The organism is Thalassoroseus pseudoceratinae (assembly GCF_011634775.1).
GTDB classification, from domain to species: domain Bacteria; phylum Planctomycetota; class Planctomycetia; order Planctomycetales; family Planctomycetaceae; genus Thalassoroseus; species Thalassoroseus pseudoceratinae.
The window spans coordinates 420,757-440,414 of record NZ_JAALXT010000002.1; the positions used below are offsets into that span (position 1 = coordinate 420,757).

18 protein-coding genes are annotated in these 19,658 nt (G+C 54.4%); 12 read left to right on the forward strand and 6 right to left on the reverse strand.

Features of this window, described 5'->3' with window-relative positions:
• Positions 1 to 47: 47 nt before the first annotated feature.
• On the forward strand, positions 48 to 1,424 hold the full coding sequence (locus tag G6R38_RS28380) for a glycosyltransferase (protein ID WP_390881376.1): 1,377 nt from the start codon (positions 48 to 50) through the stop codon (positions 1,422 to 1,424).
• 233 nt (positions 1,425 to 1,657) lie between these two features.
• Here the strand turns inward: G6R38_RS28380 and G6R38_RS07250 are convergent, their stop codons facing one another.
• A complete protein-coding gene (locus tag G6R38_RS07250; protein WP_166822133.1) occupies positions 1,658 to 3,340 on the reverse strand; it encodes a helix-turn-helix domain-containing protein in 1,683 nt (560 codons plus the stop codon).
• A gap of 397 nt (positions 3,341 to 3,737) precedes the next feature.
• Here G6R38_RS07250 and G6R38_RS07255 point away from each other — a divergent pair, with 397 nt between their 5' ends.
• Positions 3,738 to 4,571 (forward strand): metal-dependent hydrolase, encoded by an 834-nt coding sequence (locus G6R38_RS07255; protein WP_166822136.1) that lies wholly within the window; start codon positions 3,738 to 3,740, stop codon positions 4,569 to 4,571.
• Positions 4,572 to 4,583: 12 nt separating this feature from the next.
• On the opposite strand, the gene G6R38_RS07260 is transcribed toward G6R38_RS07255, so the two are convergent.
• Positions 4,584 to 5,783: a M24 family metallopeptidase gene (locus G6R38_RS07260; protein WP_166822139.1), complete on the reverse strand. Its 1,200-nt coding sequence runs from the start codon at positions 5,781 to 5,783 to the stop codon at positions 4,584 to 4,586.
• A 315-nt stretch (positions 5,784 to 6,098) separates the two neighbouring features.
• Positions 6,099 to 7,262 carry a glycosyltransferase family 4 protein gene (locus G6R38_RS07265; RefSeq protein ID WP_166822142.1) on the reverse strand — a complete coding sequence of 388 codons (1,164 nt, stop codon included), beginning with the start codon at positions 7,260 to 7,262 and terminating at the stop codon, positions 6,099 to 6,101.
• Positions 7,263 to 7,468: 206 nt separating this feature from the next.
• Here G6R38_RS07265 and G6R38_RS07270 point away from each other — a divergent pair, with 206 nt between their 5' ends.
• From G6R38_RS07270 to G6R38_RS07305, 8 genes are all read left to right on the forward strand, one after another.
• Positions 7,469 to 8,695 carry a GspE/PulE family protein gene (locus G6R38_RS07270; RefSeq protein ID WP_166822145.1) on the forward strand — a complete coding sequence of 409 codons (1,227 nt, stop codon included), beginning with the start codon at positions 7,469 to 7,471 and terminating at the stop codon, positions 8,693 to 8,695.
• Positions 8,692 to 9,741 (forward strand): type II secretion system F family protein, encoded by a 1,050-nt coding sequence (locus tag G6R38_RS07275; RefSeq protein WP_166822148.1) that lies wholly within the window; start codon positions 8,692 to 8,694, stop codon positions 9,739 to 9,741. Before G6R38_RS07270 ends, G6R38_RS07275 begins: the two co-directional genes overlap by 4 nt.
• A gap of 66 nt (positions 9,742 to 9,807) precedes the next feature.
• Positions 9,808 to 11,001 carry a type II secretion system F family protein gene (locus G6R38_RS07280; protein WP_166822151.1) on the forward strand — a complete coding sequence of 398 codons (1,194 nt, stop codon included), beginning with the start codon at positions 9,808 to 9,810 and terminating at the stop codon, positions 10,999 to 11,001.
• A 30-nt stretch (positions 11,002 to 11,031) separates the two neighbouring features.
• Positions 11,032 to 12,093 (forward strand): type II secretion system F family protein, encoded by a 1,062-nt coding sequence (locus tag G6R38_RS07285; protein ID WP_166822154.1) that lies wholly within the window; start codon positions 11,032 to 11,034, stop codon positions 12,091 to 12,093.
• Positions 12,094 to 12,201: 108 nt separating this feature from the next.
• Positions 12,202 to 12,558: a hypothetical protein gene (locus G6R38_RS07290; protein ID WP_166822157.1), complete on the forward strand. Its 357-nt coding sequence runs from the start codon at positions 12,202 to 12,204 to the stop codon at positions 12,556 to 12,558.
• On the forward strand, positions 12,555 to 13,118 hold the full coding sequence (locus G6R38_RS07295) for a PulJ/GspJ family protein (protein ID WP_166822160.1): 564 nt from the start codon (positions 12,555 to 12,557) through the stop codon (positions 13,116 to 13,118). The genes G6R38_RS07290 and G6R38_RS07295 overlap by 4 nt, the downstream gene beginning before the upstream one ends.
• Positions 13,115 to 13,558, forward strand: coding sequence for a hypothetical protein (locus G6R38_RS07300; RefSeq protein WP_166822163.1), 444 nt, complete (start codon positions 13,115 to 13,117; stop codon positions 13,556 to 13,558). Before G6R38_RS07295 ends, G6R38_RS07300 begins: the two co-directional genes overlap by 4 nt.
• Positions 13,559 to 13,583: 25 nt before the next feature.
• Entirely contained in the window at positions 13,584 to 14,498 is a 915-nt protein-coding gene (locus tag G6R38_RS07305; RefSeq protein WP_166822166.1) for a DUF1559 domain-containing protein, read from the forward strand.
• Positions 14,499 to 14,653: 155 nt separating this feature from the next.
• Here G6R38_RS07305 and G6R38_RS07310 read toward each other — a convergent pair whose 3' ends face one another.
• The gene (locus G6R38_RS07310; protein ID WP_166822169.1) at positions 14,654 to 15,517 is read right to left on the reverse strand and encodes a sugar nucleotide-binding protein; all 864 of its coding nucleotides are present in this window, start codon (positions 15,515 to 15,517) and stop codon (positions 14,654 to 14,656) included.
• A 391-nt stretch (positions 15,518 to 15,908) separates the two neighbouring features.
• Between G6R38_RS07310 and G6R38_RS07315 the strand changes: the two genes are divergently transcribed.
• Entirely contained in the window at positions 15,909 to 16,937 is a 1,029-nt protein-coding gene (locus G6R38_RS07315; RefSeq protein WP_166822174.1) for a hypothetical protein, read from the forward strand.
• A gap of 71 nt (positions 16,938 to 17,008) precedes the next feature.
• Entirely contained in the window at positions 17,009 to 17,338 is a 330-nt protein-coding gene (locus G6R38_RS07320; RefSeq protein ID WP_166822177.1) for a hypothetical protein, read from the forward strand.
• Between the two features lie 243 nt (positions 17,339 to 17,581).
• Here G6R38_RS07320 and G6R38_RS07325 read toward each other — a convergent pair whose 3' ends face one another.
• Both G6R38_RS07325 and G6R38_RS07330 read right to left on the reverse strand, forming a co-directional pair.
• Complete coding sequence (locus tag G6R38_RS07325) at positions 17,582 to 19,231, reverse strand: sodium:solute symporter (RefSeq protein WP_166822180.1); 1,650 nt, start codon at positions 19,229 to 19,231, stop codon at positions 17,582 to 17,584.
• Positions 19,232 to 19,360: 129 nt separating this feature from the next.
• Positions 19,361 to 19,645, reverse strand: a complete 285-nt coding sequence (locus G6R38_RS07330) for a hypothetical protein (RefSeq protein WP_166822183.1) — start codon at positions 19,643 to 19,645, stop codon at positions 19,361 to 19,363.
• Between the last annotated feature and the right edge of the window lie 13 nt (positions 19,646 to 19,658).

Below are 19,658 nucleotides of genomic sequence, written 5' to 3' on the forward strand. Positions count from 1 at the left end.
ACCAAGTTCCGGTCCCGACTGATCCTTTCATGCGTTCAGGATTGGCTATGAATCGAGTTCACCTAATCAACCATCTATTGTCGCAGTGCTCTGATGGACGATACCTCGAGATCGGTTGCGCTTCGAACCGTACATTTAATGCGGTTCAAGCACGAACAAAGGTGGGGGTAGACCCGGTTCGGGGGGGGACTGTCCGTGCGACTTCGGATGAGTTCTTTCAGACGTGCACAGACCAATTCGATGTGATTTTCATTGACGGATTGCATCTGCACGAACAGGTGTTGAGGGATGTGCACAACAGCTTGGCAAGACTTACGCCTAACGGCGTGATTGTTCTTCACGATTGCTTGCCAAAATGTGAGGCTCATCAACTTCGGCAGAAACAATCCGGGGGGTGGACCGGAGATGTCTGGAAGGCTATTGTTGAGTTGCGTCAAATGGACCAATGCGATACATGCGTTTTCGAGGGAGATTGGGGGCTTGGAATCGTGATCCCTCGGCCGAACTCGGCGCCAATTCACGTGAAAGGTCCATTGACTTGGTCGCGATTTCAGCAGCAACGCAATCAGTTGATGCGGGTCGTGAATGAAAATGAGCTGATGGAGTTTCTGGATGGAACACCTCACGATGCTAGTCCGGATGTGGAAACGATCCCGGAGATCCCCCAACGCATCGGCACGAACGATCGAATTCATTCGTCTCGCAAATCGCAATCCCCACCTTCCTTCGCGCATCTCCTTCTGACTCGGTTCAACCTGGGCAATCTCGATCCTGATTGGCTTGAGCATCGCATCAAGTTATTTGAACAGTTCACACTACCGTCTGTTCGAAGTCAGTCGAACAACAACTTTACTTGGCTGCTCTTATGCAATAAAGCGACTCCGGCCTCTTGGCGAAGGCGGTTGACGGCTTACGAGAATGGCCGAACGAAAACTCTTTGGTTGGAGGGGGCGAAGCAACTTAAGGTGATCGCAGATTTTATCAAGAAACAGACAACCCTCTTTAGTCAGAGTTCCTACGTGATCACAACGCGAGTAGATAATGATGATGTTCTCCACTCTGAGTTTGTAAATATGATTCAATGCTCGGCACGTTATGTCGACAGAGAATTCCTCAACTTTCCCAGAGGCTTACTTTGGGCTCGTGGGCGGGTTCGGAGTTTGAACCATGGGAGCAATTCATTTATTTCCTGTGTTGAGCCGGTGGATCAAATAGAAACGGTATTCACTGAGCAGCACGACCGACTTTCTTCGGTCGGCCCCATTCGCCAGATTGCGAGTTTAGAACCATTTTGGATGCGTGTGTGTCATGACCAAAACATTTTGAATCGTCCCCCAGATACTCAAGAGGGGTGGTTTCCGGACCACGATGTCTCGCCGTCTTTTGTATTCGACAGAGAACATGCTTTGGGAACTAAGGAATAGTTCTCCTTGAAAGCAGGCGGGACGTTTGATTTTGTTCTTGTATGGAATAAGTATCGCAATCTCGCATCTTGACCAGCTTCATAAGTCACGACTTACGGTCGTCGATTGCATAGAGCAACGCGAAAAACGGTTGGTTTGATGACACTCGTCTACTATTGCATGCGTCAATGCAAAAACCGCGTGCCTGGCTGATAGCCGAGCACGCGGTTTTTGTTGAGCCGTGGTTTTGCGAACTACTTGATCATGTCTTTGACAATCCCAAGCAGGGTGCTGTTGAAGCCGGACGGGTCCTGCCAGGACCACATGGAGCGGACGAGGTCGAACATCATCATGGCACAGACGGCCATCAACAATGTGGAGATTGCCAAGCCTGCGAAGGCTCCGCCACCCCATTCGGCTTCGGGGGCGGCAACAACCATTTGCTGACCACCACCGGCAACTCCCGGCGAAAAGTCGGCGTGGCTTTCACCTTCGTCGTATTCGTTGTCGAATTCGTCATACTCGTCATCGCCGAAGGCGTCGAGATCGTCCGCTTCCTCGAAACCCATGTCCGCGGTGGCGAATTCGTCTTCGTCTTCATCAGCGGCGGTCGCAAGTTCGTCTTCGGAACCGAAATCGTCGTCGAAGTCGTCCTCCATATCGAAGTCGTCGCCACCCGTGAGATCGAATTCCTCACTGGACTTCGCTTCTTTCCGGAGCACGGTGGCTTCGTCTTCGTTGAAGTCTGACTCATCGTCGAACATCAAGACGTTGTCGTCAGACCCTGTGGTGGCGAGTTCATATTCGCTTTCCCCACCGAGAACGGGCACTTCCATCGCGGTGTCGTCGCGATCGAGGTCATCATTCGCGTCCATCATGGGAACGGTGCGACCCATATCGACTGAGCCACTTTCGAGACCAATCCCGCTGTCCTCGAGACTTTCCAATGCGATCCCGCTGTCGGCGGGACCGGCGAAACTACTGTCGTCATCGTCGCCGAGGACGAAGGCGTCGTCATCATCGTTTTCGAGTGTGATTCCGCTGTCGTCCCAACCTTCGAGGGCAATGCCGCTATCGTCCACGTCCAACGTGAGTCCACTATCGTCGCCGTCGTCCAGCATTCCGCTCGATGCCAAGTCGCTGTCCGGGCGATCCGGGTCGATCCCGCTATCGAGACTTTCCAGGGAAATGCCGCTCTCGGAGGCCAACTTGATGCTGCTGCCTTCGCCAAGCGAGACGCCACTTTCCTCGTCTTCAAACACTGACGATTCAAATGACGACGAATCCGTGCTGCTCCCCGTATCGGGAACCAGTGTGACATCGCTATCGCTGTCGATGTCGATCAAACGCACATCGCTGTCGGTGTGATCGTCAGGGCCGATCAGTGTTGCGTCGTTGTCGTCATCGGATTCGATCAGTTGCACATCGCTGTCGCTGTCGTCGTCGATCAACCGAAGATCACTTTCGGTACCGCCCATCAGACCGACATCGCTGTCACTGTCGTCATCGTCTACCAAGGACGGAGACGAATCATACAATTGCACGTCGCTATCGGAATCATCCGTGACTGGTCCGCCGTCGGTTGTCAGGTCGTCATCGGAAATCAACCGAACATCGCTATCGGATTTGTGTTCGGCCATATTCGGCGTTTCGCCCCGAATTACGGTCGGCATTTCGCCGAGGGAATCTTCCTCACCGGCCAAAACGGATCGATCTTCCTCGGTTTCGAGATCGTCGTCGGTGAGAATCGGAACATCCGGATTGGAATCGAAATTGCGGGTTCGCTTCAATTCTTCCAGATCATCTTCGCGAAATTTCCACGTGCCTCGGTCTGCGAAGCCACGAATGTCGCCGGCGTCCTTGAGCTTCATCAATTCGTCCGTATTGATACCGACAAGCTGAGCGGCTTCTTCCAGGCTGTGATATTTCTTTGGCATAATCGACAAGTCTCCGCCGGCTGACGACTCAAGTTTCCGTATCCGCAGACGACTGGTTGCGGCACCGGACCGGGATGACCCTTTTCCCGGACGGAAGGGGAACAGTTGGGATGCAAATCCCTTACTCCTTCCATTCTAAACCATGTCAGAGGGCAAGCAAGAGGCTTGTTTCCGTCACAATGCAAAAACACGCCCCTAGTTACGGCTGTTTCCCCTTTCGCGTAGAATGTGCATATCCCCAACGATTTTCAGGAAATCTCATGAGTTTCGGGAATTCGACTGAAGTTCAGCAGCGAAATCCACGATAGAACCGCAATTTCGTGGGAACGGGTTGGCTTCGAAAACGCCATTGTCGCTCGGTACTGGTCGTGATATCGTCCCGCCCGGAGGGATTTTGATGGCGGGTTATCGTGAACATATTAGCGTCAGTGGACTTTGTGGTGTCGCGGTTGGTGCGGCGGCGACCATGGGGTTGGGGTTTACGCCTGTGCAAGCGGCACTTGCGGGTGTGCTCACCTGGGTCGGTGGAATGTTGCCCGACTTGGATGCCGACGGCGGCCGACCGGTTCGTGAGATCTCAGCACTTGTCGGTGCGGTTGTACCGATGATCGTGATTCGCCGATTGGTCCGATTGTTCGGATCGGTCGACGCGGCGATTTTGGTCGCGGTCATTCTGTACGCCATCATTCGATACGGCGGTGCGACGATGATCCGCCGGTTGTCCGTGCATCGTGGCATGTTTCACAGCATTCCGGCGTTGCTCATCTCCGCGGAATTGGTTTATCTAGGCTATCTCAGCGAGGACAAAACCGTCAAATTGCTGATGGCCAGTGGTGTGGCGGTCGGGTTTCTCTCGCACCTCATTTTGGATGAACTTTACAGCGTGCAGTGGTCTGGCACGCGGATCAAGCTCAAGAGATCCGCCGGGAGTGCCATGAAGGTGTTCGGCAAAGCCGCCCATGCCAACATTGGTTGCTTCGGATTCCTAGGGTTACTGACTTGGTTGACCCTGATCGACACCGGTTTGATCGTTGATCCGTACGATCGCCTGCGGACCAAGCACATCCACGCCGACCGAATGCAAGCCGACGAGGAACTCACCCCGAAGACCGGCGACATTTTCCAACCGGACCCGCAAGCACCGCCTGAACCACTTCCACCGGAAACGATTCCGCATCAACCCATTCCTCACGAACGCGTTGCGGAAGAAGAACGCGATATGTTGTATTGATGCCGGATTCTCTCACATCTTCAATATCGGAATGACCGCCGATTGTGGCTCCGCGTTCCCAATGCCCCCGGTCACACGCACTGTGCCGTCATTTTCGATGAGCACGTTGATTTCGCTGCGAATCCCGAATTCCGGCAGATAAATTCCTGGCTCGATGGAAAACAGCGTGTTCCGCATGACGGACCGATCTTCGCGGGTTTCCAGATTATCCATGTGAGCCCCGTTGCCGTGGACTTCCCGACCAATGTTGTGACCCGTGCGGTGTCCGAACGCGTGTCCGTAACCGGCGTCGTCGATAACCTTCCGGCATGCCGCATCGACCTTCCAGCCAGGCAGTTCCTCGCCCTTCGCAAATGCGGACCGAACGCATTCCACCGCTGCATCCCGAGCCGCTGCGACGATGTTGAACACGTCCGTGTATTTCTGCGGGACTTCCGTGCCGACGTATCCGGTGCGGGTGAGATCGCTGTAGATGCCATCGGGGTCGTCGTGTTTGCACCATAAATCGACCAACACAAAACTGCCTTCGCGGATGTTCGTATCCGCCCCGCTGCCGGTCTCGTAATGCGGCAGACCGCTGTGGGAATCGACGCCGACAATCGGTGGGTGGTAGGTCGTCATGCCGTGCTCGGCGAAGTGATCCATGATGACCTGCTCGACGGCTTTCTCCGTCACACTGCCGCCGTTTTGCACGCCATCGCGGATGAACTGCCACGCCTTCGTGAATGCGGAATCCGTGACCTGAGCCGCTCCGAGGTGCAACTCTTGTTGACGCGGTGAGAGCACCGCTTCGAAGAGTTGAATCAAGTTCCCCGACGAAACCGGCTCCACGCCACACTCCCGCACGAGTTCCAACGTGCCCGCATCGATCTTGGACACATACGGATTGCCGCCGCGTTCCGAGTATTCCACCGCGACTTTCTGCATCCCATCGAGCAGATGAGCAATGCCGGATTCGAATTCCTGCCAAGAGAGATAAATCGTGTTCCCACCCGGCAAATGATCGAGCGCGTCCGATTCGATGCGGTGCGTGAGTTTCTTCGGCTCCCCGTTCGCCGGGATGCAATACGCCCACCGCCGCGACCCCATCTGCGACGGATCGAGCTTCAACACCCGCCCAGCCAACACATTCGACCCGCGAAAGTCATACAAAAACCAACCATCCCACCCAAACTCCCGCAACGCGGTTTGGATTGCTTCTAAATCGAACATGATGTTTCCTAGCTATTGAATGTTTAATCGATCGAACTCTTAAATCGCGAAATCTCTGCGACGAGTTCGTCAAAGGTCAGCATCGGATACGCTTTGGCACCTTCACAAGTCTGAAAGGACAGAACTCGGTGCCTACCAGACCTGGAAAATCGGCCATAAACATGAAACCAACACTTATCAGGGTTCAAGTCATTCCCGGGGATGCAAAGCGGGCATTCGCATTTCATAAATTGGTAAGTGTGGATGACGCAGCCATGTTGAGAACCTGAGTGAAGACCGTGACACACGTAGTAGAGGCCGTTCTTAACGAATCTTTCAGACATCGCATTTCCTCAAGATCTCGGCGTAAACTTCTCGAATGCGCCGTGTCATCGTTTCATGACGAAACTGTTCGGTGAATCGTTCGCGACCGGTTTGGCCGAGTTGGGTGCGTAACTTTGGTTGCTCGACGAGTTCGGTCAGGGCGTTTGCGATGCCGTCGACCGAACGCGGGGGCAACAGGTAACCGGTTTCGCCGGGGATCGCGACTTCGCGGGCACCGTCGATATCATACGTGATCACCGGCTTGCCCGCGATCAACGCTTGAGGCAACACCCGCGCCAATCCTTCTCGCAGGCTGGCATGGACGGCGATGTCCATGGCGTGGATCAACTCCGGCACCTGGTTGGGGGGGACGAGTCCTGTAAAAACAAATCGATCCGTCAATCCGGCGGCGGCGATTTGATTCCGGATTTCGTCCTGCAAGATGCCGTCACCAACGAACAAGAACTTCAAGTTCGGATACCGACCACAAACTTTCGCTGCTGCCGCAACAATATCCTCGTGCCCCTTCAGATGAAACAGCCTCGCGATCTTGCCAACCACGATGTCATCCGGTCCGAAGCCGAATTCCTCTCGTACTTGCTTACGCGGTTTGGGCGGCGTGAGAAATGGTTCGACTTCCATGCCACTATAAATGGTGACGTACTGCTCGGGACGCCCGACGCCCGCAGCGAGGTAATGGTTCGTCATCGCATCGCAGACGGAAATGATCTTCGTCGACTGCTTCGCCGCCCGGCGTTCCAGGCTTGTGTAAACGCGGTTCACGAGCGGATTCTGATACGGGTGGAATGACGCTCCGTGAATCGTATGCACCACCGGGATGCCGAGTTTCGCGGCCGCCATCCGCCCAAGAATCCCCGCTTTCGAGCTGTGTGTGTGCACGACTTCAGGTTTGATCTCGCGCAACAACCGAATGAACTCACGGTAGCTTTGCCAGTCCGCTCGCGGTCGGATGTTCCGTACCAACTGCGGGATGATTCGCAAATCGAATCCGCCGCGTTCGGCTCGTGTGATCAAACTTCCCTCTGGCCCTAATCCCGGTCCAGTGATAAGCGTCACCTCATCTTGGTAATCGCGGAATTGGTCCTCCACGGTCAGCAGTGTATTTTCCTGAGCACCGCCGATAATTAATCGCGTGATGAGATGAACGGTCCGCATTGTGACGCAGGGGGCCAGAGTTTGTGGGCAAGAACCAGAGAGGAACAATAGCAGAAAGATTCTGCAAAATCCGCTAAACAAATCCGCGTGGTGAGCCGGTCTCTCTGCATGCTGGAAGATCAATACTCGGAATTTGAGTTTTTTGGTTGTGTGTCACGGCTCTGATTTTCAAAGTGTCGTTTTCATCAAGAACAGATCGGAAACCCATGTCGCTCGCGGATGCGTTTGCCTCGTTTAGTTCGATGCCCGTCGATGTGCCTCGGCTCGTCGAGACGGTGCTGAGCGAAGCGCGAACGGCGGGCGCGAGCGATATCCACCTGGTCCCAACCGCCGATGCGTTGGCGATGAAATGGCGGCTCGACGGGGTTTTGCAGCGGATTTGTGAGTTTCCTCGGCAAAGTGGTCCCCAGGTGATTGCTCGGCTGAAAGTTCTCGCGGATTTGCTGACGTATCGGACGGAAATTCCCCAAGAAGGTCGAATTCGCCCGTGGCGGGACGACGACAACAACGAAAAACTGCCCACAGCCGGTTCGGACACGGAAACACGGCTGAGTACATTTCCAACGCTGTTTGGCGAGAAAGCCGTTATTCGTTTGTTTGTTGGTGCGGGACGCTATCGGCGGTTGGACGAACTCAGTTTGCCAACCGAAGTGGTTGCCGAGCTTCGTCAGCTCATCGGTCAAACGGACGGTGTGATTCTTCTGACAGGACCGGCCGGCAGCGGAAAAACAACAACCGCCTATGCCACCTTACGGGAGATCATTGCCACATCAGCCGGGCAGCGAAGTGTGGTGACTTTGGAGGACCCCATCGAGGTCGTCGTGCCGGGAGCGGATCAAACACAGGTCAATCCCAATGCGGGATTTGACTTGGCAACCGGATTAAAAAGTGTGTTGCGACAAGACCCGGATACACTACTCGTCGGGGAAATCCGAGACCGGGAAACCGCCGAAACAGTGTTCCAGGCTTCACTCACCGGTCATCTAGTTATGACGACTTTTCACGCCGGCAGCGCGGTTCGGTCGATTGGTCGGCTGTTGGATATGGATATCGAACCCTATCTACTTCGCAGCGGTTTGGCGGCGGTGTTGTGTCAACGATTGATGAGGCGACTCTGTGAATGTGCGGAAGAATCCCGGGATTCCGCCGACCGATTCGGTCTGCCTGTGGAAACCGTCCGAAAGCCAATCGGTTGTGAACAGTGCCGCTTCACCGGTTACGCCGGGCGGTTCATTGTGACCGAGTTTTTGGACCCGGAGCGTCACGGCGTTGGGCCGGAAATGGCCTCACACCGGGATTCTCGCACGTTGGAGAAGACCGCCGAGGCTCATGGACTGCGATCACTTCGGGATTCTGGGTTGGACGCTGTCCGAGATGGTCGGACCTCCCCCGCGGAATTCCTACGCATTTTTGGATCAAAGGAAACCCGATGACTGGTGACGAGCGGGCGATTCCACTCGAAGAGTTGATTGCGTTCAACGACGAAATCATTGCGTTGGTCAAAGCGGGTGTGCCGTTGGAAGACGGCTTGCAAACGTTTGCCCGCACGCAACGAGGGCAAGTCGTCCAATTGGCCCAGCGGGTTGAAGCCCGACTCAAACAAGGTGAAACGCTTCCATCAGCAATTCGTGCGGAAGGCAAACGATTGCCCGCCAGTTATCAGGCCGTCGTCGAAGCCGGTTTGCGTTCGAATCGGTTGCCGGTCGCGTTGGAATCGCTCGCGGAACACGCCGAGGAAATCGGTCGGTTACGGCATCGGATTGCGGTCGCTCTGATCTATCCATTGATTGTGATGATGACTGCCTATGCGTTGTTCGTGGGATTAATTCTGCCGATCCTGGTGCGAATCCTGCACGCGACTTTCGAATCGTTCCATTTGGAAGCCGGCGGGCTGATGACAGTGCTCGTGAGCTTAGCCGAATCGATGGCGGCGTGGTGGTGGATGGGACCGGCAGTCTTTCTGCTGATCTTTCTGTGGTGGATCGTCATTCAGCGATCAGGCTCGTTGCACTTTCGTGGGCTGAGTCGGCCGTTGGCGTGGATTCCCGGCGTGGATTCGGTCAATCGAAAGTTCGGCTACGCATCGTTCTCGAATTTGCTTTCTATCATGATCGAACACGGCGTACCGTTGCCCGATGCCATTGAACTCGCCGCCGATGCAATGCCGGATTCCCGTTTGCGAATCGCCAGTGAGCAACTCGCCGACGATTTGCGACTCGGACGACGACGCCCCAGTCGTCACCCGGGCATGCCTCCGTTTCTGCATTGGTTGCTCTCGCGATCGGCAGAGCAACCGCAACTAGTGCAGTCGCTTAAGAGTGCGGAAGAAATGTATCGAACGCGAGCGGAGTCTCAAATCGCGTGGATTCGCATTGTGTTTCCCGCAGCGGCGGCGGTCATTTTGGGAGGCGGCGTCACCGTGTTTTATTGCCTCACAGTGTTCTGGCCATTCACGCAATTGCTGAAAATGCTCTCGTGATGAGCGGGTTCATCGGGTGAAAGTCTGTTTGCCCTGGGAAATTCTCAACCGACGACGAGCGGAAATATGGCGGAATTTGATTACACAGCGATCGACATCGACGGTGGCAGCAACACGGGACGGATTCGCGCTCGTGACGAAGCCGACGCACGAAACCAGCTCACCGGGTTGGGGTGGACGGTCGAATCGATTACGGAAGTCGACCGGAACGATGCGGACGAACCGGAACTTCACCGATCTTCGAAAACCGATTTCGAACTAGGGAAGCACCTCGCGGAATTAACCGCCGCCGATTTGCCGTTAGCGTCTGGGTTATCAATTCTTGCCGAAGAAATCCCACGAGGCCAAACCAAACGGGCGTTGCAACGGGTCGCGGAACGATTGGATCGAGGCGATTCACTCGACGAGGCTCTCGACGGACCGGGGGCACCCAGCGAATTGCGTGCCTTGGTCGAGGTTGGCGTGCGTTCCGGTCGGATTGGGGAGGTTCTCAGTGAGTATGTGAAGCAGAGTCGCAAGTACATGGAACTGCGTCACAAGGCGATGTATTCCATAGGTTATGCAGCCGTCGTCGGGGCGGCGTGTATCGCGGTGCTGCTCGTATTCCTACTGATATTGGTTCCCCAGTTCAAAAGCATCTTCATTGATTTCAACACGGAGCTGCCCGGGTTGACCGTAGCGGTTCTTTCGTTGTCCGACACGCTTCGGACGTATGGAATTTTGATCTTGGCGGTCTTGTTGATCCTCTTCTTTTTAGGGGTGAGAATTGCCAGAGCCGGGCAGTGGTCGGTTTGGAAACAACGAGTCTTGCGGTGGGTACCGATCATCGGGCCGACGCTGCGTCACATGACGCTTGCCCGTTTTACACGGATGCTGAGTTTGCTCGTCGAGAACAACACACCGTTGCCGGAAGCCGTCCGATTGGCCGCAAGAGCAACGAACGATGACGCGATGGAAATCGATGTCGAGCAATTGGCCCAGCAGTTGGAAACTCGAGGACCCGATGATCTGCCATTTGCAGTGGCTTCACGGTTTCCCCCCAGCTTGATTCAAGTGTTTACAGCCGTCGGTCGGCGACCCAATCTCGGGCAGACATTGTCCACACTCGCCGACGACTACGAAAACCGTTCCGAAGTCCGTGTGATTGCACTGGCACCGGTGCTAGAACCCGTCGTAATTCTGATAACGGGTTGGACGATCGCATGGTTCGTCATTGCGATGTTCCTGCCATTGATGAGCCTGTTGAACGACTTGAGTTGACCACTCTTCGATTTGCCAAAGACGCCGAATATGTTTTACTGGCTGAGCCTCAATCCATCCCACTTGTTCGAGCCGTTTTTAATGCGGGCTCGCAGACGTCGACAAAGCAGTCTGCTTTGGATGCTCTCCGCTGCGGTCGAGCAGAATATGCCGATCTCCGACACCGTACGCGCGGTCGCTGCCGATTCTCCGGCTCCGCGATGGAGTCGGCGAACGGAAATGTTCGCGGACTACCTCGATGATGGTATGCCCATTGCCGACGCACTGGACCAAGTGCCGAACTTGTTCCCGCCCGACGTGCAACTCGCAATACAATCCGGTGCGGAGTCTGGCACACTCGCAAGTACTCTCAAACATCAAGCCACTGCGTTGGTCGAACAGGAACAGAGACGAACGTCCTGGCTGGGGTTCTTTTTGTATCTCTTTGTTTTATTGGTAGTGATGGCTTCTGTGGTGTCTTTCATCATGGTCTTCATCATCCCGAAATTCAAAAAGATCTTTGAAGACTTTGCGACGGAACTCCCCGCGATGACAAAGCTCACGGTGAGTTTCTCCGACTTCATGGTTCGGTATGCGATTTATCCGTTTCTCCTGGCGTTCGTCGGGCTGTTGTTACGGTTGCTTTGGCGTCGTTGGTATTGGTGGACACGATTGGTCGAGAGTTTTCGTCCGGTACGAGCCCGGGCACCGAGCATCCTGCGAGTTCTGAGTGACGCCGTTTCCGCTGGAAGACCGTTAGCCGGCGTTTTGTCGACATTGGCTCGTCCCAGTGGAAACTCCCGATTCTCCGTCCGAATCTTGGCACTCCGGCAGGCCGCCGAAAGCGGTAACGATGTGTGGCTAGCGTTCGTCGATGAGGGGTTCCTCACACTCCGTGAAGCCCGAATTCTCCACGCCGCCGAACGACTCGGGAATTTGCCCTGGGCGTTGGAGGAACTCGCATCTCGAATCGAACAGCGTCGCGGCGACCGTTGGGAAATTCTCTTGGAAATCGTACGCCCATTTATTCTGTTCGCCATCGGTATCTTCGTCGGATTTATCGTCATCAGTCTGTTCATGCCGCTGGTGAAGCTGCTTAACGATCTGTCGTGATTAATCCGTTGTGTTTCACGAATACTGAAAAGGACCTTGGTTTTGAATTGTGTCTTTCACTCAACGGTACGTTCAGAACGTCGCGGATTGGGATTGATCGAACTTCTCATGGCGGCCATTTTGTTGAGCACGATGTTCGTCGTTGCGGTTCCAACACTGCGTATCGCGATGACGACAGACCGTCAGAACGCTCGGCAAACCGAAGCGTTGATGACGGCCTCGAACGTACTCGAACGGATCACCCTCAAACCGTGGGATGAAATCACCTCGGAGACGGCGGCGGAAATTGCACTACCGACATCAATTGCCGACCAACTTCCGGATGCCCAATTACAAGTTCAGGTGGAACCCCGAGACGATGCCAAGCAGATTCGTGTACTCCTGAGTTGGCAGGGAACCGCCGGTGAGCAGTTGGCTCCCATCCGCTTGACCACTTGGGTCTACCCCACAGGAGAGGAGCTATGAATCAGAGACGAACTCTGCGACGTCGCGGTTCGATGCTCGTCGAAGTGTTGATGGCCATCAGCATTGGGGCGACGATTTCCGCTGTCTCGGTTGCGATGATCGTTCGGCTGTATCAAGTCGAGAAAACGATCAGTAATACGATGCAGACGACGGGAAGTTCACGGCGAATGGTCGATGAATTTCGCCAGGATGCCCACGCAGCGGCCAACGCGGAACTCATTCAAAACCAAGATGAGATGGTCACGGGAATTCAGTTTCATACGTCCGAATCGCAGGCCGTGACATGGAGTTTTGAAAACGAGCAGTTATCACGCACGGTTCACAACGATGACGAAACCACGCACTCCGACGAGTTTCGGCTCCCCGAAGCAACACGTGTGATATTCGTTCTGGACCAAGCCGAATCGACACCATTGGCAATCTTGCGGGTGCATCGATTGTCGGGGCCGGTCTCCCCTGCCCCCGAGACGGAATCACGACGTGAGTATCAGATCGTCGCGGGATTAGCGCGGAACCATCGTTACGAATCGCCCGCAGTTGGCGAGGGAGACACGCCATGAATCGTTTTCAAAGACGAACTCATCAACGTCGTGGCGGGATCATTGTCATCGCCATGGTTTGCCTGATGCTCGCAAGTTTTTTGGTGTTGCATTTGGCGCGGGTGACATTCGCGATTCGAACGCAACAACGTCAAGAACTGCATCTCGAACAAGCCACATGGTTGGCGGAAGCGGGCGTCTCGCGAGCGGCATTCCAACTTCGCCGTGATCCGGATTACTCCGGTGAAACATGGACGATTCCCGCGGACGACTTGAACGGCTTTGAGAGTGGTCAGGTCACGATTGAACTATTAGAGGATGATCGTTCGCAAGTCACCGTGACGGCGTTTTTCCCCATTGACTCTGCCACACCGATCCGCCGCACGAGAACCGTCACCGTGACGATTGACCAATCACCAATGCCGCCGCGTCCGGCCGTCGCCGAGAAACCAAATTCCTAACACACCCATCGCCCTGGAGAACTCCATGAGAACAACTTGTTCAAATCGTCCCACCAAGAATTCACGTGGCTTCACACTGATTGAGTTATTGGTCGTGATCGCCATCATTGCCATTCTGATTGCCCTACTGCTACCGGCCGTGCAACAGGCACGTGAAGCCGCCCGCCGGACAACCTGCAAGAACAATCTTGCACAAATCGGGTTGGCATTGTTGAACTACGAACACGCCTACGAGGTGTTGCCACCCGGCGTCGTCAATCCCACCGGACCCATCCGCTCGGTTCCTGAGGGATATCACATGAGCTGGATGGTGCAACTCTTACCGTATGTCGAACAGGTGCAAATGTTTCGACAATTCGATTTTTCCAAGAGTATCTATGCACCGGAAAACGCGAAGGTACGGGCGGTGGCATTGAACACTTACTTTTGCCCCTCCAGCCCCGGACCTCAAGTGCGAGAAAGCGGAGATCACATTGTTGACTTCGATGACCCCGTGCCACCTGCCGTTGAGATCGCAGTGACGAACTACGCAGCGTGTCACAACTCGACGGAGGAGCCCATCGACACCGATAACTCGGGAGTGATGTTCTTGAATAGCGCGATCCGCTATCAAGACATCCCCGATGGTAGCTCCAACACGATTTTCGTGGGCGAGAAGTTCATTGATCTGGATGATCTCGGTTGGGGATCGGGAACGAGATCGAGTTTGCGGAATACGAGCCGACTCAACAACGATTCCGCATTCAGCAGGGAACCCGATGCAAACTTCGTCGCCGCTGAACCATTGGCAGTTGGTGGATTCGGCAGTTTCCACGCAGGCGGCGCTCAGTTCGCCTTTGGTGACGGCTCCGTACGGTTCATGAGCGAGAACCTCGAACCGGCCGTCTTCCAAAGTCTTGGCCATCGCTCGGACGGCATGCTGATTGGCGATAATTTCTAAAGCACGACGGGCCACTGTCTCGGTCCGCAGGTCGCAACGGCAGACCGAGTTCTATCCGCATTCAACGAAGAAATTGAAGATGGCGTTCCACCGATCAAAATGGAGCGACCATCTTCAATTCTTGTTTCCTGCCGCATTTACACGATTGGCAAATCTTACGCAGCCGCCGACAGCGCTTCCGTTGTGGTGGAGCCCAGCGATTCGCGGAACCCATTCTCAGTTTGTTCGTGAAGCTTTCGCAGGCTGTCGGTCAGCATCGGCAAACCGCAACCGAGTTCTTGTCGCACACGCTGGCAATCAAGACTGGTTTCGCCGCGACCGAACCCACGCGGTGACTTCGCGGTTGCGGTGGCAAGTTCGCTGGTTGCTCCCGCGATGTCGAATTCCCGAGCGACTTGATGCCAGAACTGTGTGGGATTCACGCGTTCCGCACCCGCGATGTGGCAAATCCCTGAAAGGTCGTTCTCGATCGCTCGCATGAGGATCGTTGCCAACTCGGTTGCAAGAATCGGTGTGGCGTGACGGGTTGTATCGGCGGCCAAGACCTTCTTCGACTCTAACTCCGCTAAGCCATTTTCCAGCCACCCTTGACTGTTAGGGCTCCATCCGAAGGCGTGCGTTCGCACCACTAGGGCATTCGGATCAATCTTCAATACGCTCTCTTCGAGTTTGCGGATCGCCTTGGCTTCGGGGCTATCGCAAAGCGCTTGGCAGTCTTCTTCGTGGAACATCCACGGTCCGCTGAAAACCACATCGGAAGAAATGAGAACGAACCGACAACCGGCCGATTGTGCTGCGTTCGCCCATTCGCTCGCCGTGTGATCCGCCTCGCCGTCAGCGACCCAACTCGCTTCGCTTGCCGATCCACAGTGGATCACAATAGTGGGTTGATACGTCGCGAAACACTCAGAGGCCGACGTATTGGCATCAACGCCATAGACCTGATTCGACTCAGACAGTTCCGCCACAAGATTTGCGCCAACCATCGTGTTCGCGCCGGTGATGAGAATCGTTTCCACGCCAAGCCTCCTTGCGTTGCGGGTCGTTCGGAGCGAAACCAAGTGCGAGATTTCGTTCCAAAAATTGAGGAGCAGATTCGACCATTCCATGTCGAGACCGCCCTCACGGGGACGCGAAGTATATCCACGCCCCGTTTCCAAAGACAACCTTAATTCTCCAAAATTCGTGGCCTCGCAACATCGTCTCGGGTGGGGCGAATTTTTTGCAAAGTCGCAACTCCAAGCGCCGTCAGATGAATCGGCAAAAATAACAATCGTGATCGCAGAATTTACCAAAAAAGACTCAAGTCTGGGCGAAGTCGTGTTGACGGTTTGGCGGAACTCACGTATCGTTCCGCCCGCTCGAACGGAGCCTCTCCAACTCTCACACGCAAATTGATCACACAAACTCATGGCTGCACGGAACGCACAGCTTCAGTTGCCGTTGATGCTCGCCGGAATTTCCGGCCGCGTCACCGATTGGCTGATTCAAGCCGGAATTCCCGTGACCGCTTGGTCGCCGGAGTTGGCATCGCGATCCCGATCACCATTTGCTCGTGTGACCGGAAAAGACGCACCGTTTCCACCAGGGCGGTTCGTGTTATACAACTCGGCGCGATCGGAACTCAAACCCGATACGCAGTTGTGTCAACGGTATGGCATCACACGTCTCGATATCGCCCCACTGATCTATGAAGCTCCGACAGGTGCGGCAGCAGGGCCGTTCGCCAATCCGACACTATCAACGATCATCACAAATCATGGTCCAGACAACCCAGCACGTTCCACGTTTCTGGATCGTTTGAAAAACGTTATTGAACGAAACAACGGGCTATGGGCCCGGATCGCGGACTATCCATTCCCGTATCGATGCGTGCTGTGCATTGATGGTGAACTTCCCGGCAGCGAGCCCATTCCACTAACAATCCCCAAGACGGACGTTCAATCCGATCAACCTTTGAATCGTCTCACGGAACGAATCACCCGCCGATATCGGGCTGGTTTACCGATGAAACTTGAAGCATCGGCCGTGTACGAAGAAAGCGATGTCTGGGAAACGCCCGGTCTCGGAGCATTTCCCTTCATGTGGCAAGCTAGTCAGCGAGAATTCACTCGCTGGTGGCGACACCGAAGTCGCATTCAATTGCGAATTGTTCAAAACGCGGGCCATTACCGAATTCACGCGGAGAACCTTCCTGACGACTGTACGGCTGCCATCGAACTTTGGCGCGGAGGTCATGTGGCGAGTGTGCCACTTGATAGCCGATCGAAAAAAGTTCGTCTCGATGGACTCGTATTTGAACAACAGTCGAAGCGTCATCCCGCCGGCTTTACCTCGTGGTGGCCGGATGGAATTCAGTCTATGACTCCAGCAAGAAACTCAGTCGCATCTCTCGCGACGTCCGATTCTGTCTCGACTACGACACATCCCGCTGCCTAACTCAAGGTGGCACGCCTTTCGCTAGTACCTCTCTCTCGACACGTCTGCTCTCTCTTTGCTAGGAAAATGACATGAAAACTTTCGCTAGTTTAATCATCGTTGCAGTTTCTCTCGGACTCGCTGGTTGCTGTCACTCTGGTGGCGGTTACGGAGCCTACTATCCACCCGCTGGCGGCGGTTGCCCGAATGGCGCGTGTGGCGTTGGTGCTGCACCTGGTGGGTATCCAACTGCATCGGCTGCCGGATATCCACAAACCGGCTTCTATAACTCATACGGAACCGCGACGGCTGCTGTTCCCGCAGGTGTTCCCGTCACCAACGGCCCCGTTGCATACCAACCTACGGTCACCTACCCCTCGACCGCTGTTGCAATGCCAGTCAACCCACTGCCAACCTACTAGTACATAGTCAACTGCAATCATTCAGGTCTTGGAGCCGCAACCTAGAACGCGTTGAGCGTTTGTCGATAGTTGCTTCTCAGAGAAAGCACAACGTTAGCCATCATACTGAAACTAGACAGGGTCTAGAGTCTTCGCTTAGGCGTCGACCAAAGTTCGTATTTGCTGAGTTGTGAACGCTGGTTACGAAACTTTTCAAGCTAAGCCTCTCGCGTTTGAGGGCTTAGCTTTTTTCGTTTCGACCGATCAGAGACTTACATCTGGCCGACGGCAAAAACTGCTAACGATCATTCCCACCATTAGAATCGCTAGTGTGCCGAATACAGGGACCAAGAATGCATGAAACGAACTGATCCAATGCTCGTTTTGCGTTTGGAAAGACTTTGCAGCTTGGTGGAGTGACGAGTTTGCTGGTAAATCAAGTAGATAGTCCAACACTTTGGGCAAGGACAGCCAGAGAATCGCCACAACTCCCGTCAATACTCCCGTAATTGCGGCGACGTTATTTGCTCGGCGGCTTAAGAAACCCAGCAGAAACAAGCCGGTGATTCCGCCGCCGAAGATTCCCGATAGTGTCCACCAGATGTCTAAAGCACTCTCGGAAAGTCGCACGAGCACTAAGGCAAGACCCGTCCCTAAAATTCCCCAGACAATAGTAGCTATGTAGAGTACTAGCATCGATGACTTTTCGCTCGCATCCGGTTTGATCAATCGGTGGTAGTAGTCCGTCATGATCAATGTGGCCGACGAGTTGAGACTTGTGGAGACGGTACTCATTGCGGCCGCGAACACGGCGGCGACTAGTAGTCCTGTCATTCCCGGTGGCAAGTGCGAGGCAATGAAGTGCGGGAAGACACGGTCGCCAATCGTTGATAGTTCGATCTGCTCACTTGATGCGGAATCGACTGTACGTCCTTGAGCCTCTTTCTGTGCAATCACGAGCTGATTGACTTCCCAAAGATCTTTCCCTTGTTTGGTCGAGCCGGGTTGATCCGCTTGATAGAAAACGAACAGCGTCGTTCCGATGAAAAAGAACAGCATACTCACAGGAACATACAGCAATCCGCCGAGCCATAGGCTTCTTCTGGCTTCTCGGTCGTCTCGTGAAGCGATGTAACGCTGAACATAGCTTTGATCGACGCCGAAATTCTGAAGATTGATGACGATGCCATAGATTAGCACCACCCAAAACGTCGATTGTGTCAGAGTGGGGGCGAAGCTTCCGAGTGAAAACTTGTCGTGAGCCTGGGCGACTTCGATGACATGACCGACGCCACCAGGTGTCTTGCTGAGCATCACTAGCAAGCAGACGATTGCGCCGAGCATGAGAATCAATGCTTGGATCGCATCCGTCCAAATGACCGCGAGGATTCCGCCGATGAATGAGTATAGTGTGACGGAGATCCCTGTGATGATCAGGATCGTATAGATGTCCCAACCAAAGATGACTTGCATTGGCAAAGCCATCAAATACATCACCACACCAATGCGGGCCACTTGGGTGAGTAGGTAGAAGATGCTCGCGTAAATTCTCGCCCACAACCCGAATCGACGTTCGAGCAACGCATAGGCGGAGACCTCACCACTATTCCGGTAGTAGGGCAAGAAGTAGCGAACCGCTACGATTGCAACGAGGGGAATCGAAAGTGAGAAAACAAACGGATTCCAATTGTCCGCGAACGATTTCCCTGGGAGCGCGAGATAGCTGATACTACTGAGATACGTCGCTAGAATTGAAAGTCCACACACCCAACCGGGTAGCGATCGGTTGGCAGCGGTGAACCCCTCGGTTGAGCGTGTTTTTCGATAGAAAAACGCCCCGATTCCCATGGTCAGCACAAAGTAGCTGACCAGAACTAGCCAGTCGATCCAAGTAAAGTAGCCCCCTCCGTTCATTCCTTCGGCCTTCTAGCATGAGCGTCGATTGATGATTGGACTTCGCACTTTATCATGCGAAGCCCCAACGCGACACGCAAGGTGATCGAAAGTCATTGATCGGGCCGGGGACTCTGGGGTTGGCCGGTGTTAATCAACGCCCAAGTTGCGTTCGATGCTCCGGGCTTTTTCCGACATGAAGTAGTTTTTGTACCATTGATCCGGGTCTTCCTGGCGTTTTTGGTCGGCTCGTGCTTCGCGGCCGGCTTCCTCAACCCAGGCGTCTGATTCCTCATCTGCCCACGCTTTTTGATCGTGGCCTTTCGGTGCCAACGAACTTACGAGATAATCGCTGGTCGCTTGAATGGGTTTCATCAAACCGCATCCACTAATGCCCACAGCGATGCCCAGGACAAGATACTTTTTGCAAGACATACAAAGATCCCGA

Bases quoted from the DNA above. Each gene is read 5' to 3' on its own strand.
- G6R38_RS07320 (WP_166822177.1), top strand. From the start codon at position 17,009: ATGAAAACTTTCGCTAGTTTAATCATCGTTGCAGTTTCTCTCGGACTC.
- G6R38_RS07250 (WP_166822133.1), bottom strand. From the start codon at position 3,340: ATGCCAAAGAAATATCACAGCCTGGAAGAAGCCGCTCAGCTTGTCGGT.
- G6R38_RS07265 (WP_166822142.1), bottom strand. From the start codon at position 7,262: ATGCGGACCGTTCATCTCATCACGCGATTAATTATCGGCGGTGCTCAG.
- G6R38_RS28380 (WP_390881376.1), top strand. From the start codon at position 48: ATGAATCGAGTTCACCTAATCAACCATCTATTGTCGCAGTGCTCTGAT.
- G6R38_RS07305 (WP_166822166.1), top strand. From the start codon at position 13,584: ATGAGAACAACTTGTTCAAATCGTCCCACCAAGAATTCACGTGGCTTC.
- G6R38_RS07260 (WP_166822139.1), bottom strand. From the start codon at position 5,783: ATGTTCGATTTAGAAGCAATCCAAACCGCGTTGCGGGAGTTTGGGTGG.
- G6R38_RS07285 (WP_166822154.1), top strand. From the start codon at position 11,032: ATGTTTTACTGGCTGAGCCTCAATCCATCCCACTTGTTCGAGCCGTTT.
- G6R38_RS07315 (WP_166822174.1), top strand. From the start codon at position 15,909: ATGGCTGCACGGAACGCACAGCTTCAGTTGCCGTTGATGCTCGCCGGA.
- G6R38_RS07280 (WP_166822151.1), top strand. From the start codon at position 9,808: ATGGCGGAATTTGATTACACAGCGATCGACATCGACGGTGGCAGCAAC.
- G6R38_RS07290 (WP_166822157.1), top strand. From the start codon at position 12,202: ATGGCGGCCATTTTGTTGAGCACGATGTTCGTCGTTGCGGTTCCAACA.
- G6R38_RS07270 (WP_166822145.1), top strand. From the start codon at position 7,469: ATGTCGCTCGCGGATGCGTTTGCCTCGTTTAGTTCGATGCCCGTCGAT.
- G6R38_RS07330 (WP_166822183.1), bottom strand. From the start codon at position 19,645: ATGTCTTGCAAAAAGTATCTTGTCCTGGGCATCGCTGTGGGCATTAGT.
- G6R38_RS07300 (WP_166822163.1), top strand. From the start codon at position 13,115: ATGAATCGTTTTCAAAGACGAACTCATCAACGTCGTGGCGGGATCATT.
- G6R38_RS07275 (WP_166822148.1), top strand. From the start codon at position 8,692: ATGACTGGTGACGAGCGGGCGATTCCACTCGAAGAGTTGATTGCGTTC.
- G6R38_RS07295 (WP_166822160.1), top strand. From the start codon at position 12,555: ATGAATCAGAGACGAACTCTGCGACGTCGCGGTTCGATGCTCGTCGAA.
- G6R38_RS07325 (WP_166822180.1), bottom strand. From the start codon at position 19,231: ATGAACGGAGGGGGCTACTTTACTTGGATCGACTGGCTAGTTCTGGTC.
- G6R38_RS07255 (WP_166822136.1), top strand. From the start codon at position 3,738: ATGGCGGGTTATCGTGAACATATTAGCGTCAGTGGACTTTGTGGTGTC.